Origin of the sequence: Paracoccus acridae (genome assembly GCF_014642735.1) — a bacterium.
Lineage (GTDB): Bacteria > Pseudomonadota > Alphaproteobacteria > Rhodobacterales > Rhodobacteraceae > Paracoccus > Paracoccus acridae.
In genome coordinates this window covers 190,176-215,525 of record NZ_BMIV01000004.1, presented here as the reverse complement: position 1 = coordinate 215,525, position 25,350 = coordinate 190,176, and the positions used below count along the sequence as shown (strand labels likewise).

The 25,350-nt window shown below is 65.7% G+C and carries 25 protein-coding genes; 15 read left to right on the top strand and 10 right to left on the bottom strand.

What is annotated here, in order from left to right:
* Positions 1–205 precede the first annotated feature (205 nt).
* The 9 genes from IEX25_RS08250 (at position 206) to lexA (ending at position 9,050) form a co-directional block, all read left to right on the top strand.
* Positions 206–1,387: a toxic anion resistance protein gene (locus IEX25_RS08250; RefSeq protein ID WP_103171226.1), complete on the top strand. Its 1,182-nt coding sequence runs from the start codon at positions 206–208 to the stop codon at positions 1,385–1,387.
* Positions 1,387–2,412 (top strand): DUF2927 domain-containing protein, encoded by a 1,026-nt coding sequence (locus tag IEX25_RS08245; protein WP_103171227.1) that lies wholly within the window; start codon positions 1,387–1,389, stop codon positions 2,410–2,412. Before IEX25_RS08250 ends, IEX25_RS08245 begins: the two co-directional genes overlap by 1 nt.
* Before the next feature lie 55 nt (positions 2,413–2,467).
* Entirely contained in the window at positions 2,468–3,577 is a 1,110-nt protein-coding gene (locus IEX25_RS08240; protein WP_188714687.1) for an SPFH domain-containing protein, read from the top strand.
* 81 nt (positions 3,578–3,658) lie between these two features.
* Complete coding sequence (locus tag IEX25_RS08235; RefSeq protein WP_440589942.1) at positions 3,659–4,828, top strand: TFIIB-type zinc ribbon-containing protein; 1,170 nt, start codon at positions 3,659–3,661, stop codon at positions 4,826–4,828.
* A 13-nt stretch (positions 4,829–4,841) separates the two neighbouring features.
* Complete coding sequence (locus IEX25_RS08230; RefSeq protein ID WP_103171326.1) at positions 4,842–5,753, top strand: carbohydrate kinase family protein; 912 nt, start codon at positions 4,842–4,844, stop codon at positions 5,751–5,753.
* A gap of 42 nt (positions 5,754–5,795) precedes the next feature.
* Complete coding sequence (gene trpC, locus IEX25_RS08225; protein WP_103171230.1) at positions 5,796–6,587, top strand: indole-3-glycerol phosphate synthase TrpC; 792 nt, start codon at positions 5,796–5,798, stop codon at positions 6,585–6,587.
* On the top strand, positions 6,584–7,057 hold the full coding sequence (gene moaC, locus IEX25_RS08220; protein ID WP_103171231.1) for a cyclic pyranopterin monophosphate synthase MoaC: 474 nt from the start codon (positions 6,584–6,586) through the stop codon (positions 7,055–7,057). Before trpC ends, moaC begins: the two co-directional genes overlap by 4 nt.
* The gene (locus tag IEX25_RS08215; RefSeq protein WP_188714686.1) at positions 7,054–8,232 is read left to right on the top strand and encodes a molybdopterin molybdotransferase MoeA; all 1,179 of its coding nucleotides are present in this window, start codon (positions 7,054–7,056) and stop codon (positions 8,230–8,232) included. The genes moaC and IEX25_RS08215 overlap by 4 nt, the downstream gene beginning before the upstream one ends.
* Positions 8,233–8,333: 101 nt before the next feature.
* Entirely contained in the window at positions 8,334–9,050 is a 717-nt protein-coding gene (gene lexA / locus IEX25_RS08210) for a transcriptional repressor LexA (RefSeq protein WP_103171327.1), read from the top strand.
* A 15-nt stretch (positions 9,051–9,065) separates the two neighbouring features.
* Here lexA and hemC read toward each other — a convergent pair whose 3' ends face one another.
* Positions 9,066–9,998, bottom strand: a complete 933-nt coding sequence (gene hemC, locus IEX25_RS08205; RefSeq protein ID WP_370463845.1) for a hydroxymethylbilane synthase — start codon at positions 9,996–9,998, stop codon at positions 9,066–9,068.
* Positions 9,999–10,081: 83 nt separating this feature from the next.
* Here hemC and hemE point away from each other — a divergent pair, with 83 nt between their 5' ends.
* Positions 10,082–11,110: a uroporphyrinogen decarboxylase gene (hemE, locus tag IEX25_RS08200; RefSeq protein ID WP_103171234.1), complete on the top strand. Its 1,029-nt coding sequence runs from the start codon at positions 10,082–10,084 to the stop codon at positions 11,108–11,110.
* Positions 11,107–11,979 (top strand): EamA family transporter, encoded by an 873-nt coding sequence (locus IEX25_RS08195; protein WP_188714685.1) that lies wholly within the window; start codon positions 11,107–11,109, stop codon positions 11,977–11,979. The genes hemE and IEX25_RS08195 overlap by 4 nt, the downstream gene beginning before the upstream one ends.
* Positions 11,980–11,985: 6 nt before the next feature.
* Here IEX25_RS08195 and IEX25_RS08190 read toward each other — a convergent pair whose 3' ends face one another.
* Together IEX25_RS08190 and hemF are read right to left on the bottom strand one after the other, a co-directional pair.
* Positions 11,986–12,633, bottom strand: a complete 648-nt coding sequence (locus IEX25_RS08190; RefSeq protein WP_103171236.1) for a LysE family translocator — start codon at positions 12,631–12,633, stop codon at positions 11,986–11,988.
* Complete coding sequence (hemF, locus tag IEX25_RS08185; protein ID WP_103171237.1) at positions 12,624–13,478, bottom strand: oxygen-dependent coproporphyrinogen oxidase; 855 nt, start codon at positions 13,476–13,478, stop codon at positions 12,624–12,626. Before hemF ends, IEX25_RS08190 begins: the two co-directional genes overlap by 10 nt.
* 77 nt (positions 13,479–13,555) lie before the next feature.
* Here hemF and IEX25_RS08180 point away from each other — a divergent pair, with 77 nt between their 5' ends.
* Positions 13,556–13,975, top strand: coding sequence for a hypothetical protein (locus IEX25_RS08180; RefSeq protein WP_103171238.1), 420 nt, complete (start codon positions 13,556–13,558; stop codon positions 13,973–13,975).
* Here IEX25_RS08180 and IEX25_RS08175 read toward each other — a convergent pair whose 3' ends face one another.
* The 3 genes from IEX25_RS08175 to clpS are packed head-to-tail and all read right to left on the bottom strand — an operon-like array spanning position 13,976 to position 16,106.
* Positions 13,976–14,782 carry an SDR family NAD(P)-dependent oxidoreductase gene (locus IEX25_RS08175; protein WP_103171239.1) on the bottom strand — a complete coding sequence of 269 codons (807 nt, stop codon included), beginning with the start codon at positions 14,780–14,782 and terminating at the stop codon, positions 13,976–13,978.
* Positions 14,782–15,786, bottom strand: a complete 1,005-nt coding sequence (locus tag IEX25_RS08170) for a class I SAM-dependent methyltransferase (protein WP_229665103.1) — start codon at positions 15,784–15,786, stop codon at positions 14,782–14,784. The genes IEX25_RS08175 and IEX25_RS08170 overlap by 1 nt, the downstream gene beginning before the upstream one ends.
* A gap of 2 nt (positions 15,787–15,788) precedes the next feature.
* Positions 15,789–16,106, bottom strand: coding sequence for an ATP-dependent Clp protease adapter ClpS (gene clpS, locus IEX25_RS08165; RefSeq protein ID WP_103171328.1), 318 nt, complete (start codon positions 16,104–16,106; stop codon positions 15,789–15,791).
* A 217-nt stretch (positions 16,107–16,323) separates the two neighbouring features.
* Between clpS and IEX25_RS08160 the strand changes: the two genes are divergently transcribed.
* Positions 16,324–17,967, top strand: coding sequence for a D-alanyl-D-alanine carboxypeptidase family protein (locus IEX25_RS08160; RefSeq protein ID WP_229665102.1), 1,644 nt, complete (start codon positions 16,324–16,326; stop codon positions 17,965–17,967).
* A 72-nt stretch (positions 17,968–18,039) separates the two neighbouring features.
* Here IEX25_RS08160 and ccoS read toward each other — a convergent pair whose 3' ends face one another.
* Genes ccoS through IEX25_RS08140 form a run of 4 tightly spaced genes read right to left on the bottom strand, consistent with a single transcriptional unit; the run spans position 18,040 to position 22,424 of the window.
* On the bottom strand, positions 18,040–18,201 hold the full coding sequence (gene ccoS, locus IEX25_RS08155; RefSeq protein ID WP_103171242.1) for a cbb3-type cytochrome oxidase assembly protein CcoS: 162 nt from the start codon (positions 18,199–18,201) through the stop codon (positions 18,040–18,042).
* Positions 18,202–18,213: 12 nt separating this feature from the next.
* A complete protein-coding gene (locus IEX25_RS08150; protein WP_188714683.1) occupies positions 18,214–20,403 on the bottom strand; it encodes a heavy metal translocating P-type ATPase in 2,190 nt (729 codons plus the stop codon).
* Between the two features lies 1 nt (position 20,404).
* Positions 20,405–20,872: a FixH family protein gene (locus tag IEX25_RS08145; RefSeq protein ID WP_103171244.1), complete on the bottom strand. Its 468-nt coding sequence runs from the start codon at positions 20,870–20,872 to the stop codon at positions 20,405–20,407.
* Position 20,873: 1 nt separating this feature from the next.
* Positions 20,874–22,424 carry an RdxA/RdxB/FixG family protein gene (locus IEX25_RS08140; RefSeq protein WP_103171245.1) on the bottom strand — a complete coding sequence of 517 codons (1,551 nt, stop codon included), beginning with the start codon at positions 22,422–22,424 and terminating at the stop codon, positions 20,874–20,876.
* Between the two features lie 168 nt (positions 22,425–22,592).
* Here IEX25_RS08140 and IEX25_RS08135 point away from each other — a divergent pair, with 168 nt between their 5' ends.
* Positions 22,593–23,252, top strand: coding sequence for a glutathione S-transferase family protein (locus IEX25_RS08135; protein WP_103171246.1), 660 nt, complete (start codon positions 22,593–22,595; stop codon positions 23,250–23,252).
* Between the two features lie 138 nt (positions 23,253–23,390).
* A complete protein-coding gene (parE, locus tag IEX25_RS08130) occupies positions 23,391–25,349 on the top strand; it encodes a DNA topoisomerase IV subunit B (protein WP_188714682.1) in 1,959 nt (652 codons plus the stop codon).
* Position 25,350: the final 1 nt, after the last annotated feature.

The following is a 25,350-nucleotide window of genomic DNA, read 5'->3' as shown; positions in this document are numbered from 1 at the left end:
ACATTTTAGACAGGTACCCGGATGATCCTGCTTAACGCGCCTGCGCGGTGGCGTCGTCTTGATCCTGTTTCCCTGCCGCGCGAATCGCGCCAGTGACCCCTTGCACTGGCTGTGCATTTTCGGCTTCACTTGGTTGAACCGCGCCGCATCGGACCTATGCTGTGCTGCGACAAGCCTGTCCGCGACAGGGACAAGGAAGGAAGCCATGACCGACGAAACCCGCCGCCGGGCCGAGGAAATCCGCCGCGAAATCGAAACGGTGACTTCGGCGCCATTGCCGCAGCCCCAGGCCGACCCCTTGTCGGTCCGCGCCGCCGATCCGCAATTGACGGCCGAGATCCGCCGCCGCATGGACGAAATCGACCTGGGCGACAGCGGCTCGATCGTGCGCTTCGGCACCCGCGCCCAGGCGGGCCTTCAGGAAATCAGCCAGAAGATGCTGGCCGATGTCAAAAGCAAGGACGTCGGTCCGGCGGGCGAAAGCCTGCGCAGCATCGTCACCACCATCCGCGGCTTCTCGACCTCGGAACTGGACATGCGGCGGACGCGAAGCTGGTGGGAAAAGCTTTTGGGCCGGTCGGCGCCGTTCGCGAAATTCGTCGCGAACTATGAACAGGTCCAGACCCAGATCGACCGGATCACGGTGGAACTGGAACGTCATGAACAGACGCTTCTGAAAGACATCAAGGCGCTGGATCTGCTGTATGACCACACGCTGAACTTCTATGACGAACTCGCGCTGTATATCGCCGCGGGCGAGGAGAAGCTGCGCGAACTGGACAGCACCGCCATCCCCGAACTGGAAGCCCGTGTCAGGGCCGCCCCCGAGGAGGATCAGGTCATCCAGGCCCAGGCCCTGCGCGACCTGCGGGCGGTGCGCGACGATCTGGAACGCCGGGTCCACGACCTGAAGCTGACCCGGCAGGTGACGATGCAGTCCCTGCCCTCGATCCGGCTGGTCCAGGAGAACGACAAGTCGCTGGTGACGAAGATCAACTCGACCCTGGTGAACACTGTGCCGCTGTGGGAAACGCAGCTTGCCCAGGCCGTGACGATCCAGCGCAGCGCCGAGGCCGCGCGGGCCGTCAAGGAGGCCAGCGACCTGACCAACGATCTGCTGACCCGCAATGCCGACAACCTGCGACAGGCGAATGTCCAGATCCGCACCCAGACCGAGCGCGGCGTCTTCGACATCAACTCGGTCAAGGCCGCGAATGCCCAGCTGATCGCCACGATCGAGGACAGCCTGCGCATCGCCGACGAAGGCCGCGCCCGCCGCGCCGCTGCCGAAAGCGACCTGACCAAGATGGAGGCGGAACTGCGCGACACGCTGGCCCGCGCCACCGCGCAGCGGCAGGTGACGACGCCGGGGACGCCCGCACGGTGATGAAGCACGCAAGCGGACGGAAAGCTGTTCTATCCCTGCTGGGATTGCTGGTTCTGACGGCCTGCCAGGCGCCCGAACCCGCACCCCCGCCCGAACCTGCGCCGCGGCCTCTTGCGCGGCCTGCCGGACTTGAACCCTCGCAGGAAGCCTTGCGCAAGGCCCGCGCCGAACGCAACCGCGCGGCCAACGCCGCCGCCGCCGAGGCGCTTACCCAGGCCAGCATGGTCAGCACCGCGCAACGGGAGTTTTATGCCCGCGCCGAACGTGCCCTGCTTGACCAGGGCCGTTTGCGCCGCGACCGGGTGCCCCAAGATGCACCCATCGACGCCGATACCTTGACCCGGAACTTCATCGCCATCGCCTTGCGGGACGAATACGGCACCACCGGCATTCAACCGGGCAGCAAAGGGTCTCCGGCGCCCCTGCGTCGCTGGCAGGATCCGGTCCGCCTGCAGATCGAATTCGGGCAGGTCGTGGATGTCGCCACCCGCCGTGCCTATCGGGTCGAGGTCAGTCAGTTCGCCCAGAGACTTGCGCAGGCGACCGGCCACAACGTGTCGCTGACCGACAGTCGCGGCAATTTCATCGTCATGGTTCTTTCCGACGACGAACGCCGCGCCATCGGACCTCGTCTTGCACAACTGGTGCCGGGCATTCCGCCGAACGACATCGTCGTCATGCAGAACCTGGACGCCGACAATTTCTGCACGGTCTTCGCCTATTCGCGCGGTGCCGTCCCGGTCTATTCCAACGCCGTCGCCCTGATCCGGGCCGAGTTGCCGCCCCTGCTGCAAAGTTCCTGCATCCACGAGGAACTGGCGCAGGGCATGGGGCTTGCCAATGACAGTCCCCAGGCGCGCCCCTCGATCTTCAACGACGATGAGGAATTCGCCCTGCTGACCCGGCATGACGAATTGCTGCTGCGGATCCTTTACGACCGGCGCCTGCGTCCGGGCATGTCCGCGTCCGAAGCGGAACCCATCGTCCGCCAGATCGCAACCGAATTGCTGGCGCAAAGCATCTGACTTGCGCCACGCAGGGGCGTGGCCGCATAAGAGGGAACATCCGGCGGAGGCGATCATGGCGATTTTCGACATACTCGGCGGCGAATTCATCGAGGTCATCGAATGGACCGACGACACCCGCGACACGATGGTCTGGCGCTATCCGACCGTCGGCAACGCCATCAAATATGGCGCCAAGCTGACCGTCCGCGAAGGGCAGGCCGCCGTCTTCATCCATGAAGGCCAGCTTGCCGACAGCTTCGGTCCCGGCCTCTACATGCTGGAAACCAACAACCTGCCGATCCTGACGCGCTTGCAGCATTGGGACCACGGCTTCCGCAGTCCCTTCAAGTCCGAGATCTATTTCGTCAGCACGACGCGCTTCAACGACCTGAAATGGGGCACGCGCAACCCGATCATGGCGCGCGACCCCGAATTCGGTCCGGTCCGCCTGCGCGCCTTCGGCACCTATTCGATGCGCGTGACCGATCCCGCCCGCTTCATGACCGAGATCGTCGGCACCGACGGCGAATTCACCCGCGACGAGATTTCCTTTCAGATCCGCAACGTCATCGTTCAGGAATTTTCCCGCGTGATCGCCGGGTCCGGCATCCCGGTCCTGGACATGGCCGCGAATACGGACCAGTTGGGCAAGTTGGTCGCCCAGGCCATCGAGCCGACGATCGCGGCCTATGGCCTGTCGATACCCGAATTCTATATTGAAAACATCAGCCTGCCCCAAGAAGTCGAGAAGATGCTGGACAAGCGCACCTCGATGGGAATTCTGGGCGATCTGGACCGCTTCGGCCAGTATGCGGCAGGCGAGGCGATGGTGAACGCCAGCCAGAACCCCGGTACGGCGGGCGCCGGAATGGGTGCGGCCATGGGCGCGGCTATGGGCATGGGAATGACCCGGCCCGCGACGGGACCTTGGGGCAGCGTCCCCCAAGCTGGCGCCACGCCGCCACCCCTGCCCGGCCAGACCGGCACCGTCTGGCATGTCGCGCTGAACGGCGCGGCACAGGGGCCGTTCGACCTGGCGGGCCTGGAACGCCTGGCCACCGAAGGCCGCTTCGGGAACGAGACGCTTGTCTGGACACCCGGGCAGGACGGCTGGCGCAAGGCGGGTGACATTCCGGAACTGGGCAGGCTGTTCCCGACGATGCCGCCGCCGCTACCCGGCTGATCCATGCCGACGCCGCGGGCTGAACACCGCTATCCTTGCGAACAATGCGGGGCCAGTCTGCGTTTCCAGCCCGGCCAGCAGATGCTTGTCTGTGACTGGTGTGGACACAGGCAGGCCATCGGCGACGGCCCTGGTCGGGCGCCCGCACGCCAGACGCAAGGCGGTGCCGAAGGTGCCGACGCCATCCTGGCCGATCCTGAAACCGGCCGGGCGCTGCAATGGGACGCGGGCCACAAATCCCCCGATCTGGTCGAGATCCCCCTGGACCAGGGGCTGCGGCTGGACGCCGGGTCGGATCTGGCGGAGACCGTCCGGCTGCTGTCCTGCCCGAACTGCGGCGCGCAGGTCGAGATCGGCACCTCCATCCACTCGAACGTCTGCCCGTTCTGCGCCACGCCCGCCGTCACCGACACCGGCTCCAGCCGCAAGATCAAGCCCCAGGGCGTGCTGCCCTTTCTGCTGACCGAGGATCAGGCCCACAAGGCGATGCAGGACTGGCTGGGCGGATTGTGGTTCGCGCCGTCCGGCCTGACCGCCTATGCCCGGCGGGACCGACGGATGCGCGGCATCTATTCGCCCTATTGGACCTTCGATGCCCGCACCCGGTCGCATTATGTCGGTCAACGCGGCGATTATTATTATGAAACCGTCTGGGTCACGCAGCAGGTCAACGGCCGCAGCCAGCAGGTCGCGCGCCAGGTTCGCCGCACCCGATGGCGCCCGGCATCGGGCCAGGTCGCGCGGGATTTCAACGACGTTCTTGTGCTGGCCTCGGCATCGCTGCCGCGCAGGTTCGTGGACGGGTTGATGCCTTGGGATCTGTCCCACCTGCGCCCCTATCGGCCCGACTACCTGGCGGGCCTGGAAGCCGAAGCCTATACGATCCCGCTGGCCGAAGGTCACAAGACGGCAAGGGCGGAAATGGCCGGCGTGATCCTGAACGACGCCCGCCGCGACATCGGCGGCGACGAACAGCGCGTCGATCACATCCAGACCACCCATGCGGACGAGACGTTCAAGCACATCATGCTGCCGATCTGGACGGCTGCCTATCGCTATAACGCCAAAAGCTATCGCTTTGTCGTCAACGGCCAGTCGGGGCGGGTCATGGGCGAACGTCCCTGGTCGATCTGGAAAATCGCGGCGGCCGTCATTGCTGCTCTGGTTGCGGTAACGGCTTTCCTGTATCTGGCCGAGGCAGGGGGCTATATCGACCTGCATATGGACGATGTCGTCATCCAGGGTTTTTGATCGGGAGGGGATGATGATCCTGTGCGCGGGCGAATCGCTGATCGACATGGTGCCCGAAGACGGGGCGTTTCGTCCCCTGGCGGGCGGTTCGGTCTATAACACGGCCATTGCGCTTGGCCGCCTGGGCGAAGACGCCGCCTATCTGTGGCCGATCAGCCGTGATCCGTTTGGCGACGTGTTGCTGCGCCCCCTGTCCGAGGCAGGGGTGAACACCGACCTTTGTCCGCGCACGGACCGGCTGACGACGCTTGCCCTTGTGACGCTGACCGGGGGCGAGGCGCGCTATTCCTTTTATGACGAAGGCTCGGCCGGACGGATGCTGAAGCCCGACGACATCCCGGCCCTGCCTGAAGACATCCAAGCCATTTTCGCCGGCGGCATCAGCCTTGTCCCCGACCCTTGCGGCGCGGCCATCGAGGCGCTGATCGAAAGGAACGGCGACCGACTTCCGGTGATGCTGGACCCGAACATCCGCCCCTTTTTCGTAACCGATGCCGATGCCTATCGCGCGCGCCTTGCCCGCCTGATCGCGCGGGCCGATATCGTCAAGCTGTCGGGCGACGATCTGGAATGGCTTTATCCGCACGAAACCCCCGAAGATGCGGCTCGCAAGGTGCTGGAACAGGGTCCACGCCTGGTGCTGCAAACCGGCGGGGCTGCGGGTGCGCGGGCCCATTGGTCGGGAGACCCCGTCGTGGCACCTGCCATCCGCACGACGGTTGCTGATACCATCGGCGCGGGCGACACATTCAATGCGGGCGTTCTGGCAAGCCTGCGCCGTCAAGGCGTCCTGTCCAAGGCAGGACTGGCCGCCATCACGGCCGAACGGATCGCTGCCGCCCTGACGCTGGGCGCCCAGGCTGCCGCCATCACCGTTTCGCGGCCGGGTGCCAATCCGCCCTGGGCGCACGAAATGCCGGCCTGAACGCCCTTCCCGAAGCGCGCAAGCGGCGCTAGAACCGTTCGCATGAATATTCTGGACAAGATCAAGGCCTACAAGCTGGACGAGATCGCCGCCGCCAAGGCTGCCCGTCCCCTGGCCGATGTCGATGCTGCTGCACGCAACGCATCGCCCCCTCGCGGTTTTGCCCGCGCCCTGGCAGCCAAGGCTGCGACCGGTCCGGCACTGATCGCCGAAATCAAGAAGGCCAGTCCGTCCAAGGGACTGATCCGGCCCGACTTCGATCCTCCGTCGCTTGCACAAGCCTATGAGGCCGGAGGGGCGGCCTGTCTGTCGGTGCTGACGGATGGCCCCAGCTTCCAGGGTGCTCCTGAATACCTGACCGCTGCGCGAGAGGCTTGTTCGCTGCCTGCCCTTCGCAAGGATTTCCTCTATGACACCTATCAGGTGGCCGAGGCGCGGGCTTGGGGGGCCGATTGCATCCTGATCATCATGGCCTCGGTCGATGACGGCCTTGCGGCAGAACTTGAAGACGCAGCTTTCGGCTGGGGCATGGACGCCCTGATTGAGGTTCACGATGGCGCCGAACTGGATCGCGCGCTGCGATTGAAGTCGCCGCTGATCGGCATAAACAACCGCAATCTCAAGACCTTCGATCTGTCATTGGATGTAACGCGCGAACTTGCCCCGCGCATTCCCGCGGATCGCGACATCGTCTGCGAAAGCGGCCTGTTCACCCCTGCCGACCTTGGCGCGATGATGCAGGTGGGCGCCCGGCGCTTCCTGATCGGCGAAAGCCTGATGCGTCAGGCCGACGTGACCTCTGCGACACGGCATATCCTGGATGTCGCCGCATGAGCCTGACGCATTTCGATGCCTCTGGCAAAGCCCACATGGTCGATGTTTCTGACAAGGCCGTCACCGCGCGCGAGGCCGTGGCCGAAGGCTGCGTCACGATGCTGCCCGAGACGCTTGCCCTTGCCCAGGGCGGCGCAGCCAAGGGTGACGTGATGGGCGTGGCCCGGCTGGCCGGGATCATGGCCTCCAAGCGCACCGCCGACCTGATCCCGCTATGCCATCCCCTGCCGATCACCAAGGTTTCGGTCGATCTGGTCCCGGACCCGGCCTTGCCCGGTATCCGCGTCACCGCAACTGTCCGCACCACCGGCCAGACCGGGGTCGAGATGGAGGCGCTGACTGCCGTGTCCGTGGCCTGCCTGACCGTCTACGACATGCTGAAGGCTGCGGAAAAATCCATGGCCATCGGCAACATCCGTCTTGTCCGCAAAAGCGGTGGCAAGTCAGGGGATTACGAGGCTGACCTGTGATAACGGTGGAAGAGGCTCTGGCCCAGGTTCTGTCGCTGGCGCCGATGCCGGTGCCCGAGCTGGTGCCCCTTGATCAGGCATGGGGCCGCGTCCTGTTGGAACCCGCGATCTCGCGGATGACGCAGCCGCCCTTTGCAGCTTCGGCCATGGACGGCTATGCCATCCGTTCCTGCGATATCGGCCAACCGCTGACCGTCATCGGAGAGGCTGCCGCAGGACATCCCTATGCAGGGCCAGCAGTCGCGGGCATGGCCGTCCGGATTCTCACCGGGGCGCCTGTCCCGGATGGATACGACCGCGTGATCATGCAGGAAAATGTCCTGCGCGAAGGTGACCTGATCACGATCACGGATCCTGCAGGCGGGAACAACATCCGCCCGGCAGGAGACGATTTCCGGAAAGGCGACCAATTTGCACCCGGACGCCGGTTGCGCGCGGCCGATATTGCCCTGCTGGCCGCGATGAACATTCCTGCCGTCACCGTTTCCGCCCGCCCCCGCATCGCGATCCTTGCAGGAGGGGACGAACTGGTGTCACCCGGCACCGCCCCTGACCCCGGTCAGATCATCAGTTCGAACGACTTGGCCATCGCCGCCCTCGCCCGTCAATCGGGCGGAGAGGCGCAGATCCTTCCCATCGCACGGGATACCGAGGACAGCCTTCGCGCAGGGTTCGCAGCGGCCAAGGACGCCGATCTGCTTGTCACGATTGGCGGCGCTTCGGTCGGAGATCACGATCTGATTGGCAAGGTCGCCGCGGAACGGGGGCTGGACCTTGCCTTCCACAAGATCGCCATGCGTCCGGGAAAACCCCTGATGGCAGGCAAGCTGAACGGAAAGCCGATGCTGGGCCTTCCGGGAAATCCCGTCTCCGCAATAATTTGCGGAATGTTGTTCATGCAACCTCTGATCGCCGCTATGCAAGGATTGGATGACTCTCGACCCTTGCTGAAAGCACGGTTGGCCCAGGATCTTCCAGCCGAAGGAAACCGGCAGCATTATCTGCGCGCTGCCCTTCAGGATGGGGATGACCTGCCCTTGATCCGTCCCTTCCCCAGCCAGGATTCGGCGCGGTTGTCGTTGATGGCCCGCGCGGATGCCCTGTTGGTGAGGCCTGCGAACGATCCGCCTCGGGTCGCGGGGGATATCGTCGATTTCATGCCCCTGTCCGGCTGAGGATTAACTAAATTTTCAGTTCCTTATGCTCTGTTTGTTGACGCGATTCAGCTTGTGCGATAGAACAGAAAAGGAACAAGAAGATGCCGGGGATGAATGCGATGCTGACGAAAAAGCAGATTCAACTGCTGGATTTCATTCAGAAGCGCATGGCCCGCGATGGCGTGCCGCCGTCCTTCGATGAAATGAAGGAAGCCTTGGACTTGCGGTCGAAGTCCGGGATCCACCGGCTTGTCACGGCGCTTGAGGAAAGGGGCTTCATCCGCCGCCTTCCCCATCGGGCACGTGCCCTGGAAATCGTGCGTCTTCCCAATGCCCTGCTGGCCGATGCCGAAGTCGAGTCCGCTGCCTCCAAGCAAGGCTTCACGCCGCGCGTTGTGTCGTCAGCCAAGCCCCCGCGGCCCCGGGGGGCGATCACCATCGCCGACAGTCCCGCGGTCGAACTGCCGCTGATGGGCCGAATCGCCGCGGGTGTGCCGATCGAGGCGATTTCAGAGGTGTCGCATCATGTCGCCGTCCCCGGCACCATGCTGTCCGGACGCGAACATCACTATGCACTCGAGGTGCAAGGCGACTCGATGATCGAGGCCGGGATAAACGACGGGGACGTGGTGGTGATCCGGGAACAGGACACGGCCGATAACGGCGACATCATCGTGGCCCTGGTGGACGGCAGCGAAGCCACGCTCAAGCGTTATCGCCGCCGTGGGGGCATGATCGCGCTGGAAGCGGCGAACCCGACCTATGAAACCCGTATCCTGCCCGAGGATCGGGTGCGCATCCAGGGGCGCCTTGTCGGATTGATCCGCAGCTATTGATCCGGGCCTCACGCCTCAAAGATGGTCGAAGAACCCTTCGCCTGCCCGGGCCAGAAGTTCTTCGGCAAGATCGGCCCCCATTGCGGGTCCCTCGCTTACGCTGCCCTCTCGGTGACCGCTGATGGCGGCCGAGCCATCGGGCCGCAGGATCTCTCCCCGCAGCAGCAGGCTGTCCTCGCGAAGTTCGGCCAGACCGGCGATGGGTGTCTGGCACGATCCGTCCAGTCGAGCCAGGAACGCCCGTTCAGCATTGATGCGGTGGCCGGTTTCGACATGATGAATGGCCGCCAACAGTTCGGCTGACAGGCTGTCGCCTGCCCGCCTTTCCACGCCGATGGCGCCTTGCGCGACTGCAGGAAGCATCTCGGCCGGATCAATCGGGTCGCGCGCCACATGCAACATTCCCAGGCGCGACAGCCCCGCCATCGCCAGGAACGTCGCCACCGCGACGCCTTCGTCCAGCTTCTTCAGCCGCGTCTGGACGTTGCCGCGAAACTCGACCAGTTGCAGGTCCGGGCGGCGGTGGGCCAGTTGGGCCCGCCGTCGCAGGCTGGAGGTTCCGACAACCGAACCGGCCGGAAGAGCTCCGATCGACTGGACCTGCGGGCTGACAAAGGCATCGCGCACGTCCTCGCGCGGCAGCAGGCAGTCGATCACCAGTCCATCGGGCTGCAGCGTCGGCATGTCCTTCATGGAATGCACGGCGATGTCAATCTCGCCCGCGATCAACGCGTCCTCGATTTCCTTGGTGAACAGGCCCTTGCCGCCGATCTCCTTGAGAGGGCGGTCCAGGATCCTGTCGCCGGTGGTCTTGATCACGACGATCTGGAAAGCCTCGGGCGGCAGGCCATGGGCAGCGGCCAGCCGGTCCCGCGTCTCGTGCGCCTGGGCAAGCGCCAGCTTCGAGCCGCGCGTTCCGATTTTCAGGGGGCGTGTTTGGTCAGGCATCTGCATCATGACCCCGGCATAGCGACAGCGGGGCAGCTTGACAACGCCCCCCGCCTCGCCTTGAACGGGCCGCAGGAGGCCCCATGACCAAACTTCTCTTGCGTGCCCTGGCTGGCGAAAGCCTGTCCACCCCGCCGATCTGGATGATGCGCCAGGCCGGACGCTACCTGCCGGAATACCGCGCGACACGGGCGCAGGCCGGGGACTTTCTGTCCTTGTGCTACAACCCGGACCTTGCGGCCGAGGTGACGTTGCAGCCGATCCGCAGGTTCGGCTTCGACGCGGCGATCCTGTTTGCGGATATTTTGCTGGTTCCGCAGGCGCTTGGCGCGGATGTGTGGTTCGTCACGGGAGAAGGGCCGCGCCTGTCCACCATCACCTCGGCCGGCGATCTGGCGCGCCTGAAACCTGCCGATGCGATCCATGACCGCCTTGCGCCCGTATACGAGACGCTTCGCATTCTGACCCGGGAATTGCCTCGGGAAACCACGCTGATCGGCTTTGCCGGCGCGCCCTGGACTGTCGCCACCTACATGGTCGCCGGGCGCGGCACGCCGGACCAAGCCCCCGCCCATGCCTTAAAAGAACAGGACCGTGCGACCTTCACCGCGTTGATCGACCGCATCACCGATGCCACGATCCTCTACCTGTCTGCCCAGATCGAGGCGGGGGCCGAGGTCGTCAAGCTGTTCGACAGCTGGGCAGGCAGCCTGAAAGGCGCCGATTTCGATGATTTCGCCGTGGCCCCTGCGCGCCGGATCATCGCCGCGCTGAAGGAACGCCATCCCGACATTCCCGTCATCGCCTTCCCGCGAGAGGCGGGCGAACGCTATGTCGGTTTTGCGCGGGCGACCGGGGCCGATTGCGTGGCCCTGGATAATTCTGTCGATGTCGATTGGGCCGCGCGGCATGTGCAGACCGACGGCTGCGTGCAGGGCAACATGGACCCGCGGCATATGGTCACGGGCGGACCCGCCCTGGTGGCCGAGGCTCAGCGCATCACCCGCGCGCTGCGGGGCGGGCCGCATGTGTTCAACCTGGGTCACGGCATAACGCCGGACGCCAATCCCGATAATGTCGCCGCGATGATCGAGGCTGTCCGCAGCGCATGATCTGGGTCGCGGCCACGCTGATCGCGGCCACCGCGCAGACCGCGCGCAACGCCGCCCAGGCGGGGCTTACGCGGCAGATCGGCACCTTGGGGGCGACCGCCGTGCGGTTCGTCTTCGGCTTTCCCTTCGCGATCCTTGCCCTGGGCCTGACCGCGGTCTGGGTGCCGATCCCCCGGCCTGACGCGGCGGTTCTGGGGTGGGCCGCGCTTGGCTCCATGGCGCAGATCGCCGCGACCGCGCTGATGCTGGTCACGATGCGCGGCCAAGGGTTCGGCGTGGCCACGGCCTTGATGAAGACCGAACCGGTGACGCTAGCCTTGATCGGTGCCGTCTTGCTGGCCGAACCGCTTGGCCTGTCCCGGCTGGGCGCCATCGGCTTGGCGACGCTGGGCGTGGTTCTGGCATCCGGCGCGACCTGGTCCCGCATGGCCTGGAAGCCGATGGCCACGGGGATCCTGTCGGGCGCGCTGTTCGGGCTGTCTGCCATCGGCTTTCGCGGCGCGTTGCTGGCGCTGCCCGACGGAAGTTATGGCATCCGCGCGATCACGATCCTGGCGATTACGCTGGGACTTCAGACTGTCGCCATGGCGGCATGGCTTGTGCTGTACGACCGCCCTGCCCTGGCCGGGATCATGGCGCAATGGCGGGTTTCGCTGGTTGCCGGGCTTCTGGGCGCCTTTGCATCGCTGTTCTGGTTCATCGGCTTTGCCCTGACGCCTGCCGCCAATGTCCGAACCCTGGCCCTGGTCGAGGTCGTCATGGCGCAGGCACTGTCAGGCCGGGTATTCCGCCAAGCCGTCGCGCCGCTGCAACTGCTGGGAATGGGGCTGATCCTGGCAGGTGTCGGCTGGTTGCTGGCAGCGACGTGACACCCGTCAGGCAGCGGTCTTGAACGCAAGCCAGACAGCCACCCCGACCAGCATCAGTGACAGGATGCGCCGGGCAAGTTTTTGCCGCCGGGGATCGGCCAAGGCCTTGCTGGCAGTGCCGGCTGCGGTCACGATCCCCGCATGGATCGCCGTGGCGATCAGGACATAGATCAGCGACAAGGCGATCGCCTGAGGCATCACCGGGTGTTGGGGCGACAGGAAACCCGGCAGGACGGCGACATACAGGGCAAACGCCTTGGGGTTCAGCAGGTTCGTCACCAACCCGCGCCGGAAAAACCGGCCAAGGCTTGATCCGCGCGCAGCATGTTCCGGCGATTCTTCCGCGCCGCGCCAGCCGTCCCAGGCAAGCCACAGCAGATAGCCCACTCCGCCCCAGCGAAGGATCTGCCAGGCCCAGGCCGAGGCGGCAACCGCCGCACCCACCCCCAGGGCCGAGGCAAGCCCCACCGCCAGCAGGCCCAGGGCCACGCCAGCCACCGCCGCATAACCGGCGCGCCGCCCGTCGCCGACCGCCAGGATCGCCAGATAGGCCATGTTCGGACCGGGCGTGATCTCCATCAGGATCGAGGCCAGGACAAAGCCCCACAAGGCCGCTGGTTCGATCCCCGCGGGCAAATGCTGGATCAGATCCATTTCGCCAGGGGCGGCAGGCTCATCAGGACGGCATCGGCGTTGTGGCCGGTTTCCAACCCGAACTTGGTGCCCCGGTCATAGACAAGGTTGTATTCCGCATAAAGCCCGCGATGGATCAGCTGCGTATCGCGGTCTTCATCGGTGAAGGGGCGGTCCATCCGTGCCTCGGCCAGGGGCAGGAAGGCCGGCAGGAAGGCCTCTCCTACAGCGCGGGTGAAGGCGAAATCGGCCTGCCAATCGCCGGTGTTGAGGTCGTCGAAGAAGATGCCGCCCACGCCCCGCGCCCGGCCGCGGTGGGGAATGAAGAAATAGTCGTCGGCCCAGGCCTTGAAGCGGTCGTAATATGCGGCGTCGTGGGCGTCACAGGCGGCACGCAGGGTCGCGTGGAAATGGGCGGTGTCGTCGGCGTATTCGATGCAGGGATTCAGATCGGCCCCGCCGCCGAACCACCAGGCGCCGGGTGTCCAGAACATGCGCGTGTTCATGTGGACCGCCGGCGCATGGGGATTCTGCATATGCGCGACAAGGCTGATCCCCGAAGCCCAGAAGCGCGGGTCGGCGTCGATGCCCGGCACCCCGCGCGAGGCCATGGCGGCCTGGGCACGGGGGGCAAGGGTGCCGTGAACCTCGGACCAGTTGACGCCGACCTTTTCAAAGACACGGCCACCGCGCATGACCGACATCAGCCCGCCGCCGCCATCGTCGGCACGGGCAGTGGGCAGCACCTCGAAACGGCCCGGCATGGCACTGCCTGGGCCGCGATCCTCCAACGCCTCGAACGCTGCGACGATACGGTCGCGCAGGGTGCGGAACCAAGCGGCGGCAATGCGGCGTTCCTGTTCCATCGGCCTTCTCCAAACTTGATTTGCCACTCAGTTGGCGCGGCGTTAGCATCCGATAACCTGCTGTAAAGAGACCCGCCATGACCCGCAACACCGCCCTTGCCGCGACGCTGGCCCTGCCCTTCCTGGTGGCCGCCTGTGGCACGCCCCAGGAACGCTGCATCAGCAACAATACCAGCGAATACCGCACCGTCAGCAGCCTTCTGGCCGAGGTCGAGGGAAACCTGGCACGCGGCTATGCATGGGAGGAACGGCAGGTCGTGCGCGACCGCCTGACCCAGTGTCGCACCGTCTGGCGCGACAAGGACGGCAACAGGGTCGTCGGATACGAACCCTGCTGGCGCGATTACGTCGACACCCAACGCTATCGGGTTCCCATCGACCCGGCGGCAGAGGAACGCAAGCGCGACAACCTCGCCGCGCGACAAGAGAAGTTGCGCGGCAGGGCCGAAGCCGTCGTCCAGGCCTGCCGCGCCGCCTATCCCGAAGAACAGGGCTGATCAGACCGTCTGCACCGCCACGCGGTCGGCCAGGCTGCGCCCTCCGTCGACGGTCACGATCTGGCCCGTCACGAAGCGCGACGCATCGCTGGCCAGATACAGCACGGTATCGACCAGTTCGTCGGCCGGCGCGATGCGGCCCATGGGCGTTGCGGCAATGATGCGGTCGCGCAGGCCCGGCTTTTCGCGCAGCGAGTCCTGCAACTCATGGGACATCACGCTGCCAAAGCGGATGCCGTTCACGCGAATCCGGTGCGGCGCAAGGGCCAGGGCCATCCCGCGCGTCGCCTGTTCCTGTGCCGCATAGGCGATGGAATAGCCCAGCATGGTAGGAACCGGATGAAGCGCCGCAAGGGTCGAGACATTGACGATCGTGCCAGCCGTGCCGTCTTCGGGATCGGCCTCGGCCTGCTTGATCATGCGCTTGGCGACGATCTGCGTCATCCGCAGACCGGCCATCATGTTCTGGCGCAGCAATTGTTCCAGCACGTCCAGATCGGTGTCCAGCGGGTCCGACGCCTTGACCAGCCGATGCGCGTTCACCAGGATATCCACCCGGTCAAAGGCATCCAGCGTGGCCGACAGCAGGTTGGCGGTCGCCAGCTTTTCCGACATCCGTCCCGAAAAGCTGCGCACATGCGGGTCCCGTTCGTCGTAATCCGACATCGCCGTGGCCAATGCGCTTTCGTCCGTGTCCGCGAACATCACATGGGCGCCGCGTTCCACGAAGGACCGCGCGATGGCCAAGCCGATGCCGCGCCCGGCGCCGGTGACGATGGCCGTCTTGCCCTGGATCGACAGGCCCATCAGCGCCGGGCCTTGCGTGCTGCTCCGCGCCCGGCGCCCGTCGCCTCGATCACCTTGAAGCGGTTATCACCCTTGACCTCGGCCACCTGGCCAAAGTGCTGCGCAAGAACGGTTTCATAGGGCAGGTGCCGGTTCGCCACCATCCACAGCCGCCCCGCGCCGGTCAGAAGCCGCGCGGCTGCGGCGATGAAATCGGCACCGATGCGCGGATCGGCCACCCGCCCCTCGTGGAACGGCGGGTTCATGATGACCCCGTTCACGGGCTCGGACAGCGTGAAGTCCCGCGCATCGGCCCAATGAAACCGCGCACGCGGATCGGCGATGTTGTCGCGTGCGGATTCCAGCGCGGCATGATCCGCCTCGACCAGATGGATGACCTCGATCCCGGGACGGGCAAGGGCCTGCGCAGACAGCCATCCCCATCCCGCGCCCAGATCGACGACACGGGTCGGCATCCTGTCGGGCAATGCGGCAGCCAGCATGGCCGATCCCGGATCCACCCCGTCGGCCGAAAACACGCCGGGCCGGGTCACGAAACCCGGCGCGACTTCGTTGGCACGGGCCGTCCAGTCGGAAGGCAGCCAGTCACCTGAAGGCACTGTCAGGCGAAAGATCTTGCCATGCGCCTTGCTGTGCACCTCATCCACGGGCGCAAGGGCACGCATCTCTCGCAACACCGAATCGATGCCGTCGGTCTTTTGCCCGTCGATCCACAACGCAGCGCCGGGCGCCAAGCGGGACGCGGCATCGGCGATGCGGGCCCGCGCCTCGGTCTTGGATCGTGGCAGGATCACCAGAACCGCATCGAAACGGCCATCGACAACGGGGGCCACCTGAAACCCGCGTGCGGCCAAGGCGCGGTGATCGGGGAAATGACCCTGCTGGATACGCGTGCGGCCCGGATCCAGGGGCGACAGATCGTCCGCCCCCCGTGCGCCGATCACCAGAAAATCCCCTTCGGGAAGGCCATCCGAAAGGGCCAGGGCCAGACGAGTCGTTGTCACTGTTATTCTTTTTCCATCGTGCATTGCAGCGGGTGCTGCTGGCGTCGCGCCAGTTCCATCACCTGCGCGACCTTGGTTTCGGCGACCTCGTGCGAAAAGACACCGACGACCGCCACGCCCTTGCGGTGGACGGTCAGCATGATCTCGATCGCCTGGGCATGGGTCATGTTGAACAGCCGTTCCAGCACATGCACCACGAATTCCATCGGCGTGAAATCGTCATTCAGCATCAGCACCTTGTACATCGGTGGACGCTGCGTGCGCGTGCGGGGTTTGACGGCCAGTTCGATATGGTCGTCGGGTCCGTCGCCGTCTGTCATCCAGTGCGCCATGCTGTCCGGTCTGGTCATGCTGATCCTGTTACGCAAGCAATATAATCCATTTCACGCCCGATGAAACCCCGGCCAGGGTTGAGAGAGGACAGCAAAATACACCAAATGAACGGTTACATGACCGTGAATGCCGTGCTATTATCCGAATATTAAGCAAGGGCATGCGACAAACGACATGCCGTCCCGAGGCAGAGAGACCGCGACAGTGATCCGTATTACCCAAGCAGCCCGGCTGTGGGCTATTCTTCTGCTGGCCGTATTGGCTCCGGCGACGCTTTCGGCGGCACCCTTCGCCGCCTATGTGATCGACGCGCGCACGGGCCAGCCGATCTACAAGCAAAACGAGGATACGCGGCTGCATCCCGCGTCCCTGACCAAGATGATGACGCTCTACATGGCCTTCACGGCCGTGGAACGGGGGCAAGTCAGACTGGATTCGCAATTCCCCGTTTCCAGCAATGCTGCGGCCGAACCGCCGTCGAAGCTTGGCCTGCGTGCCGGGCAGCGGATCGAACTGCGCTATCTGATCCGCGCCGCCGCCATCAAGTCGGCAAACGACGCCGCCACCGCCATCGGCGAAGGCCTTGCGGGATCCGAGGAAGCCTTTGCCCAGCAGATGACCCAGATGGCGCGTGCCCTGGGGATGCGGAACACGAATTTCCGCAACGCCCACGGCCTGACCCAGGAAGGGCATTATTCGACCGCCCATGACATGACGATCCTGGGGCGGCGCCTGTTCTATGATTTCCCGCAGTATTACAACATCTTCTCGCGTCGTTCGGCGGATGCGGGGATCGCGCAGGTATCCTCGACCAACAAGCGGTTCCTGGATGCCTATGAAGGCGCGGACGGCATCAAGACGGGCTATACCCGCGCGGCGGGCTTCAACCTGACCGCATCGGCGCAGCGCGGAAACAAGCGGCTGGTCGCCACCGTCCTGGGCGGCACTTCGACCGCGCATCGCAACCAGGTCATGGCGCAACTGCTGGACGCGGGCTTCAGCCGCGTGCCGAATCGCGTGCGCGAAGTCCGGCCCGAGGCACCGCGCCTGCTGGCGCAGCGGGTCGTGCGCCGCGCCCAGGTCGCACCTTCGGCAGCCGCGACCGCGCCCGAGCCGCAGCGGCTGGTGCTTTCGGCCTCGGCCCCGCCCGTGCGGGTCAGCCGCCCTACCCTGGCATCGACGGCAGCCGTGGTCGAAACCGCGCCCGAGGCCGCGCCGGTGGGCGGGCTGTCCCTGACCGCAAGCGCCCGTCCCGTCAGCCGCCGCGCACCCGTCGCCGTGGCAGAGGCGCCGGCCGTCGAGACCGCGCCCGTGCCGCAATCGGCCAGCCTGGCCGCGCCGGTCCTTGCCGCTTCCGCCCGCCCGGTTCCGGCGCCACGTTCGCGCCCCACGGCCAGCATCGCCGCGCCCCAAGCCGTCAATCCAGGGGCAGAGCCTGAAGCCATCGCCCGTGCCGTGGCCGAGGCCGTGCCGCAGGACGGGGGCGCTTCAATGTCCCTGCTGGCCTCGCCCGCGCCGAAGCCGCGTTCGGAAACGGTCATCCTCGCCGCCATGGGCGAAGGCGACCTGGCCGACCCCGAGGCTTTGGAGATCGTGTCCCGGCCGTCCAACAGCGGTCGCGGCTGGGGCGTGACGCTGGGCATGTTCAAGTCCAAGGCCGAGGCCGAAAAGTTGCTGCTGCGCAGCGCCTTGCAGGATGGCGCGATCCTGGGCGGGGCACAGCGCCATGTCGCGGATACCAAGCGGGGCTTTCAGCCAAGCTTCGCGAACCTGACCAAGGCCAATGCGGAACTGGTCTGCGAACGCTTCATCAGCCGGTCCCAGGAATGCCAGGTGGTCGGGCGCTGAACGCCCGCCATCACCTTGACATGAAGAAGGGGCGGAGTGATCTCCGCCCCTTCTTCATGTCTGCCGGTGCCCTCAGTCCGGCTTGGGCCGGTCGTCCCACTTGTCGCTGAGGATGCGTTCGGCATCGCCCTTTGGATCCTCGAACTGACGCGACCGTAAGGCCCAGATGAAGGCGACAAGCCCCGCGGCGCCAAGGCCCAGCGATACCGGAATCAGGATGGACAGGATTTCCATGACGTTTCCTTTTCAATCCCGCAGCCGCAGCGCATTCAGCGTCACCGTAATCGAGCTGAGCGACATTGCCAGGGCCGCGATCAACGGCGTCACCATGCCCGCCACCGCCAGGGGCACCGCCACGATATTATAGGCGATCGAGATCGCGAAGTTTTCCTGGATGCGGCGGGTGGCACGGCGCGCCGTCGCGACCGCCTCGGCTACGGGCACAAGGTCGCTGCCGGTCAGCACCATGTCGCTTGCCACCCTTGCGGCGTCAAGGGCGCTTGCCGGCGAAATCGACGCATGGGCGCGCGCCAGCGCCGCCGTGTCGTTCAGCCCGTCGCCCACCATCAGCACGCGCGCGCCACCGGCGGCAAGATCGGCCACCATGGCTTCCTTGCCTTGAGGATCGACGGAGGCATGGAAATCCGTGATGCCAAGGCGCGCCGCCAGATCCGCAACGGCGGCCTGCCTGTCGCCCGAGATCAGCACGACCCGCAACCCCGCCTTGCGAAGCATGGCCACGCAATCGGCAGCCCCTGGGCGCAGTTCGTCGGTGAATTCAAGCCGGACCGGGGCATGGCCTTCCACTGCCAGCCAGGCCGCACTGGTGGGACGTTCCTCATCGTCCGCCAGGCCCAGCCAGTCGGCACGGCCCAGCCGGATCATCCTGCCCCGCCAATGGGCCGAGACGCCAAACCCCGGATGTTCGGTCACATCCGTCAGATCGGCAGCCGGGTGATCGGCCAAGGCGGCAGCCAGGGCCGCCGACAAGGGATGGGCGGAAGCCAGCGCCATGGCGCGGGCAACCGGACGCAAGCCGGTGGGCAGCGGATCGGCGCTGACCAGCGTGGGACGGCCCAGGGTCAGGGTGCCGGTCTTGTCGAAGACGACCGTATCGACCTCGGCCAGACGCTCGAGGGCGGTGCCGTCCTTGATCAGCAAGCCGCGCCGGAACAGCCGTCCCGATGCCGCCGTGGCGACCGCCGGAACTGCCAGGCCAAGCGCGCAGGGACAGGTCACGATCAGCACCGCCGCCGCGATGTTCACCGCCAGGCGCAGATCGCCGGTGGCCCAGATCCAGCCTGCGAAACTGCACAGGGCCATGAGGTGAACACTGGGCGAATAAAGCCGTGACGCGCGTTCCGCCAGCGATGTATAGCGCCCGCGTGCGGCCTCGGCGGCCTCGACAAGGGCGGTCAGCCGCGCCAGCGAGGAATCGCGGCCGGCCGCCGTCACGCGCAGGGTCAGGGGACCGGTCAGGTTCACCTCGCCCGCCGACAGCATCTGGCCGGGCGCCGCCAGCACGGGCAGGGTCTCGCCCGTCAACAGGGCGCGGTCGATCTCGGACCGGCCCTCGGTGATCTCTCCGTCGGCGGGGATGCGCGCGCCGGGGCGGATGCGGATCAGGTCGCCGGGGCGCAGGCTGGCCACGGGCACGGTCTGTTCTGCGCCATCGACCAGCAGCGTGGCGCGCGGAACCTCCAGCGCGGTCAGTTCGGCTGCGGCGGACCGCGCGATGGCGCGGGTGCGGTGATCCAGGTAACGGCCGATCAGCAGGAAGAAGCAGAGCATCGCCGCCGCGTCGAAATAGGCGTGATGGCCCGACTGCATCGTTTCATAGACGGAAATGGCGCTTGCCAGGATCAGCGCCAGCGAAATCGGCACGTCCATGCCCAGCCGTCCGACGCGGATCGCCGCCCATGCGCTGCGGAAGAAGGGCTGGCCCGCGAAGAACACCGTGGGAAGCGCGATGGCGCCGCTGATCCAGTGGAACAGGTCGCGCGTTGCGGATTCGGCCCCGGACCAGACCGCGACCGACAGGATCATGATGTTCATCATGGCAAAGCCCGACACGCCGATGCGCATCAGCAGGTCGCGGCCCTGCCGGTCGGCGGTGGTGGCCGACAAGGCGTCCGGGTCAAGCTCGTGGGCCTCGTATCCCACGCCAGCCAGGACAGGGATCAGGTCGTCGGCGTTCAGGCCCGGCGCATCCACGGTGACGCGGCGCAAGGTCAGGTTCACGCGCGCCGCCCGGACGCCCGGATGCGCGGTCAAGGCGGTTTCCACATCGGTGATGCAGGTTGCGCAATGGGCGGTCGGCAGGGAGAGGATCACCGTTCCCTGCGCCACGTCGGCCCGGTGCGCCAGACGTTGCGCCAGGGGCGCCGCGTCGCAGGCGGGACAGGCGCTGAAGCCGGATGCGGTCAGGTCGGTCATGTCAGTTCGCCCCGGATCTTGCGATATGGTCCAGCCGCTGCCGGAATGCCGTGCCATCGGGCGCGACCGCCTGGACGTGGATGTTCCAGGCCCCCGGCTCCAGCTTCAGCGGCGCGCGATAGATGCCGCCGCCTGCCTGTTCGAACTGGGGCGTCACATCGTCACGCTTGTGCGTGGGCCGCCCGATGGTGGCCGAGAAGTCGAGCAAGATGGGATGTGCGCCGGTGGCGTCCACGATCTCGATCACGATCTGCCCGCCGTCATAGCCGGCCTTCGCGGTCCAGCCCAGGTTCTGCTGGGCCGCACGCTCACGGTCGAACTGCTGCGAGGCGACGTAGCTGTTCTTGACCTCCAGCCCCGGAAAGCTGCCGACGGCCAGAAAGGCCATCACAAGATTGACGGCGATGATGACGCCGAAGGCCGACAGCGTGATGAAAAGGACATGACGTCCGGTAAGTTCCCTGGTCATCCTATTCACCCTTTCCGTGAAAGATCGTGCCGACCGATGCGGTCGTGCCGTCAACCTCGTCCCGGACGACCAGGTCAAGCTGTGTCGTCGCCTGGGTCGCGATCTCGGACCCGGCCGGCGCGGTGATGTAAAGCCTGCGGCTCAGCGTCTCGTCCGCGGGAACCTCGGCGATGGCGGAAGGCGCGCCCTCGACCGCGACGACAAGGCCGTCGGCGCCCTCGACCGCGAAGCTGAAGCTGCGGGCGTCGTGCTGCTTGTTGCGCAGGCGTACTTCATAGGTGTTGCGGATGGCGCCGTCCGACATGGTCACGAACAGCGGATTGCGCACCGGCGAGACGTTGAGGTCAAAGGGCGAGCGCACGAACAGCGCGACGATCAGCGCGACCCCGATCCCGGCCCACAGCGTGAAATACAGGATCGTGCGCGGCCGGAAGATATGCCGCCAGACCGATTTCGGCTGCGCGCCTGCGCGTTCGGCGGTCTCGTCCCTCAGCGCCATATAGTCGATCAGCCCGCGCGGCTTGCCGATCTTGTCCATGATCTCGTCGCAGGCGTCGATGCACAGCGCGCAGGTGATGCATTCCATCTGCTGTCCTTCGCGGATGTCGATGCCCATCGGGCAGACGTTCACGCAGGCCAGGCAGTCGATGCAGTCGCCCGCCGAATTGACGGGGATCGGACCGCCGACGCCGGTCGGGACGCCGGGATAGGGAACGGGCGGATACTTGCCCCCGGCGGCGGGACCTGCGGCATGGCTTTCCGCCTCGGCCTGGAAGGCCACGGCCGCGGGGCGGTGGCGCACGTTGGTCTTGCCGCGCGGCTCGCCCCGCCATTCGCGATAGGCGACGGTCAGCGTGTCCTCGTCCATCATCGCCGCCTGGATGCGCGGCCAGGGACAGGCATAGATGCAGATCTGTTCGCGGGCAAAACCCCCGAACAGGAAGGTCGTCCCCGTCAGGATCGCCATGGTGATATAGGCGACAGGATGGGCTTGGCCGGTCAGCAGGTTGCCCAGCAGCGTCGGCGCATCGGTGAAATAGAAGATCCAGGCCCCGCCGGTCATCAATGCGATCACCAGCCAGACGGCCCACTTGGCCAGCCGCAGGCGGATCTTCTGCGCGTCCCATTGCTGACGATGCAGGCGGATGCGGGCGTTGCGGTCGCCCTCGATCCAGCGTTCCACCAGGATGAACAGGTCGGTCCAGACCGTCTGCGGGCAGGCATAGCCGCACCACACGCGTCCCAGGGCACTGGTGAACAGGAACAAGCCCAACCCCGCCATGACCAGAAGGCCCGCGACGAAATAGAATTCGTGCGGCCAGATCTCGATCCAGAGAAAGAAGAACCGCCGGTTCGCCAGATCGACCAGGACGGCCTGGTCGGGCATGGTGGGACCACGATCCCAGCGCAGCCACGGCATGACGTAATAGATCGTCAGGGCCACCGCCATGACAATCCATTTGAGGTTCCTGAACCGCCCCTTGACGCGTTTCGGAAAGATCGGCTCCCGCTTGGCGTAAAGGCTGGGGTGGTCCAATTCGGAATTGGACATTGTAAGAATCGCTCCTGTTTCGCGACACCCGGTCTAGACCGGCCCGAAGGGCGATTCCTTGACCTGCATCAAACGACAGGGTCCGGCCACGCCTTGCGCAAGCCGCGGATCATCGCGCTTTCCGCCGGTCCTGCGCTGACGTAACCTGCGCCCAGGAAGGAGCTTTCCATGCTGACCATTCACGGCGTCACCCGTTCGCGCGCCTCTCGCATCATCTGGCTTTGCCACGAAATCGGGCTGGAGTTTCGCCAGGTTCCGGTCATCCAGGCCTATCGTCTGGCCGACCCGGACGCGCCGGATGCCCCCTTGAACACCCATTCCCCCGAATTCCTTGCCCTGTCCCCCGCCGGAACCATCCCGGTGATCGAGGATGACGGCCTGGTCCTGGGCGAATCCCTTGCGGCGACCCTGTATCTGGCGCGCAAGTACGGCGACGATCTTGGCCCGGCCGACCTGGCCGAGGACGCGCTGATGATGCAGTGGAGCTTTTACGCCGCCACCAGCGTCGAACCGGACGCCCTGACGATCCTGTTCCTGCACGCGCCGTCGCGCCTGCAATCGGGCGACGACCAGGCGATCGTTGCGAATGCCGCCGAACGGCTGATCCGCCCGCTGAAGGTGATCGAGCCGCATCTGTCCACGCACGAACATCTGGTCGGCGGACGATTTACCGTGGCGGACCTGAACCTGGCCGAGGTTCTGCGCTATGCCCAAGGTTACGGGGAACTGATGAGCCAGTTTCCGGCCGTCATGTCCTGGCTGGAACGATGCCAGTCCCGCTCGGCCTTCCGCAGGATGTGGGAGGCACGGCTGGCGGAACCCGAGTGAGATTGAAACGGACACAGGAACATCCGATATGGTGCACATATCCCGTCGGCGCGCTGCAACGCGGCCCTGTTCGGCGGGACTGGCCTTGACCCCGCCAGCATGAGATAGTCCCCCAACCAAGAACAAGAGCAGAACCCGATGGCCGACGACCTTCTTTCCGCAGTCGATGCGACCGACAGCTATTCCGCCGCCTCCATCGAGGTGCTGGAGGGGCTGGAGCCTGTGCGCAAGCGTCCCGGCATGTATATCGGCGGAACCGACGAACGCGCACTGCATCACCTTGTGGCCGAAATCCTCGACAACTCGATGGACGAGGCGGTGGCAGGCCATGCCAGCCGGATCGAGATGGAGTTGCTGGCCGATTACAGCGTGGTCGTGCGCGACAACGGCCGCGGGATTCCCATCGACCCGCACCCGAAGTTTCCGGGCAAGTCCGCGCTGGAAGTAATCCTCTGCACGCTGCACGCGGGCGGCAAGTTCTCGGGCGATGCCTACCAGACCTCGGGCGGCTTGCACGGGGTCGGCGCGTCCGTGGTGAACGCGCTGTCGGACAGCATGATCGTGCAGGTCGCGCGCAACAAGGAACTGTTCGAGCAACGGTTTTCGCGCGGCATCCCGCAGGGTCCGGTGGCCAGGATCGGCGCGGCCCCCAACCGGCGCGGCACCACCGTCACCTTCCATGCCGACGAGGAGATCTTCGGCCATCACCGCTTCAAGCCCGCGCGGCTTCTGAAGATGGTCAAGTCCAAGGCCTATCTGTTCAGCGGCGTCGAAATCCGCTGGAAGTCCGAGATCGACGACGGCGAAACCCCGCGCGAGGCGACCTTCCATTTCCCCGGCGGCTTGGCCGATTACCTGTCCGAAACGCTGCACGGCGCCAGCACCTATGCCGACCGGCCCTTCGCGGGCAGCGTCGATTTCCGTCGCCAGGGCGCGCCGGGCAAGGTGGATTGGGCGATCAACTGGACGCCCTCGCGCGACGGCTTCATCCAGTCCTATTGCAACACCGTTCCCACGCCGGAAGGCGGCACCCACGAGGCTGGCTTCTGGTCGGCGATCCTCAAGGGCGTGCGGGCCTATGGCGAACGGATCAACAACAAGAAGGCCGCGAACATCACGCGAGAGGATTTGCTGACCGGCGGCTGTGCGCTTGTGTCCTGCTTCATCCGAGAGCCGGAATTCGTGGGCCAGACCAAGGATCGCCTTGCCACGACCGAGGCCGCGCGCCTTGTCGAAAACGCCGTGCGCGATCATTTCGACACCTGGCTTGCGGCCGACACGAAGTCGGCGGGCGCGATCCTGGACTTCCTGATCCTGCGGGCGGACGAACGCCTGCGCCGCAAGCAGGAAAAGGAAACCGCCCGCAAGACGGCCACCAAGAAGCTGCGCCTGCCGGGCAAGCTGGTCGATTGCAGCGCCACCAGCCGCGACGGGACCGAGTTGTTCATCGTCGAAGGCGACAGCGCGGGCGGGTCGGCCAAGATGGCGCGCGACCGCACCAACCAGGCGCTGCTGCCGCTGCGGGGCAAGATCCTGAACGTGCTGGGCGCGGCCTCGACCAAGATGGGGGCGAACCAGGAAATCAGCAATCTTTGCCAAGCACTTGGCGTCGGAATGGGATCCAAGTTCAAGGTCGATGACCTGCGCTATGACAAGGTCATCATCATGACGGACGCCGATGTGGACGGCGCGCATATCGCCAGCCTGCTGATGACCTTCTTCTTCACGCAGATGCGGCCGCTGATCGACAAGGGGCACCTGTACCTGGCCTGTCCGCCGCTTTACCGCCTGACTCAGGGGGCGCACCGGGTCTATGTCGCGGATGATGCGGAAAAGGAACGGATGCTGGCCAAGGGCCTGGGCGGACGCGGCAAGATCGACGTGCAGCGCTTCAAAGGCTTGGGCGAGATGGACGCCAAGGATCTCAAGGACACGACGATGAACCCCAAGACCCGCAAGCTGATCCGGGTCAGCATCGACGATGACGAGGGGGGCGAGACCGGCGACCTTGTGGAACGCCTGATGGGCAAGAAGCCGGAACTGCGCTTCGAATACATCCAGGAAAACGCCCGCTTCGCCGAAGAACTGGACGTCTGAG

Excerpts from the sequence above, each read along its gene's own strand:
- IEX25_RS08250 (WP_103171226.1), top strand. The coding sequence starts at position 206 with ATGACCGACGAAACCCGCCGCCGGGCCGAGGAAATCCGCCGCGAAATC.
- IEX25_RS08245 (WP_103171227.1), top strand. The coding sequence starts at position 1,387 with ATGAAGCACGCAAGCGGACGGAAAGCTGTTCTATCCCTGCTGGGATTG.
- IEX25_RS08240 (WP_188714687.1), top strand. The coding sequence starts at position 2,468 with ATGGCGATTTTCGACATACTCGGCGGCGAATTCATCGAGGTCATCGAA.
- IEX25_RS08235 (WP_440589942.1), top strand. The coding sequence starts at position 3,659 with ATGCTTGTCTGTGACTGGTGTGGACACAGGCAGGCCATCGGCGACGGC.
- IEX25_RS08230 (WP_103171326.1), top strand. The coding sequence starts at position 4,842 with ATGATCCTGTGCGCGGGCGAATCGCTGATCGACATGGTGCCCGAAGAC.
- trpC (WP_103171230.1), top strand. The coding sequence starts at position 5,796 with ATGAATATTCTGGACAAGATCAAGGCCTACAAGCTGGACGAGATCGCC.
- moaC (WP_103171231.1), top strand. The coding sequence starts at position 6,584 with ATGAGCCTGACGCATTTCGATGCCTCTGGCAAAGCCCACATGGTCGAT.
- lexA (WP_103171327.1), top strand. The coding sequence starts at position 8,334 with ATGCTGACGAAAAAGCAGATTCAACTGCTGGATTTCATTCAGAAGCGC.
- hemC (WP_370463845.1), bottom strand. The coding sequence starts at position 9,998 with ATGCCTGACCAAACACGCCCCCTGAAAATCGGAACGCGCGGCTCGAAG.
- hemE (WP_103171234.1), top strand. The coding sequence starts at position 10,082 with ATGACCAAACTTCTCTTGCGTGCCCTGGCTGGCGAAAGCCTGTCCACC.
- IEX25_RS08195 (WP_188714685.1), top strand. The coding sequence starts at position 11,107 with ATGATCTGGGTCGCGGCCACGCTGATCGCGGCCACCGCGCAGACCGCG.
- IEX25_RS08190 (WP_103171236.1), bottom strand. The coding sequence starts at position 12,633 with ATGGATCTGATCCAGCATTTGCCCGCGGGGATCGAACCAGCGGCCTTG.
- hemF (WP_103171237.1), bottom strand. The coding sequence starts at position 13,478 with ATGGAACAGGAACGCCGCATTGCCGCCGCTTGGTTCCGCACCCTGCGC.
- IEX25_RS08180 (WP_103171238.1), top strand. The coding sequence starts at position 13,556 with ATGACCCGCAACACCGCCCTTGCCGCGACGCTGGCCCTGCCCTTCCTG.
- IEX25_RS08175 (WP_103171239.1), bottom strand. The coding sequence starts at position 14,782 with ATGGGCCTGTCGATCCAGGGCAAGACGGCCATCGTCACCGGCGCCGGG.
- clpS (WP_103171328.1), bottom strand. The coding sequence starts at position 16,106 with ATGACAGACGGCGACGGACCCGACGACCATATCGAACTGGCCGTCAAA.
- ccoS (WP_103171242.1), bottom strand. The coding sequence starts at position 18,201 with ATGGAAATCCTGTCCATCCTGATTCCGGTATCGCTGGGCCTTGGCGCC.
- IEX25_RS08150 (WP_188714683.1), bottom strand. The coding sequence starts at position 20,403 with ATGACCGACCTGACCGCATCCGGCTTCAGCGCCTGTCCCGCCTGCGAC.
- IEX25_RS08145 (WP_103171244.1), bottom strand. The coding sequence starts at position 20,872 with ATGACCAGGGAACTTACCGGACGTCATGTCCTTTTCATCACGCTGTCG.
- IEX25_RS08140 (WP_103171245.1), bottom strand. The coding sequence starts at position 22,424 with ATGTCCAATTCCGAATTGGACCACCCCAGCCTTTACGCCAAGCGGGAG.
- IEX25_RS08135 (WP_103171246.1), top strand. The coding sequence starts at position 22,593 with ATGCTGACCATTCACGGCGTCACCCGTTCGCGCGCCTCTCGCATCATC.
- parE (WP_188714682.1), top strand. The coding sequence starts at position 23,391 with ATGGCCGACGACCTTCTTTCCGCAGTCGATGCGACCGACAGCTATTCC.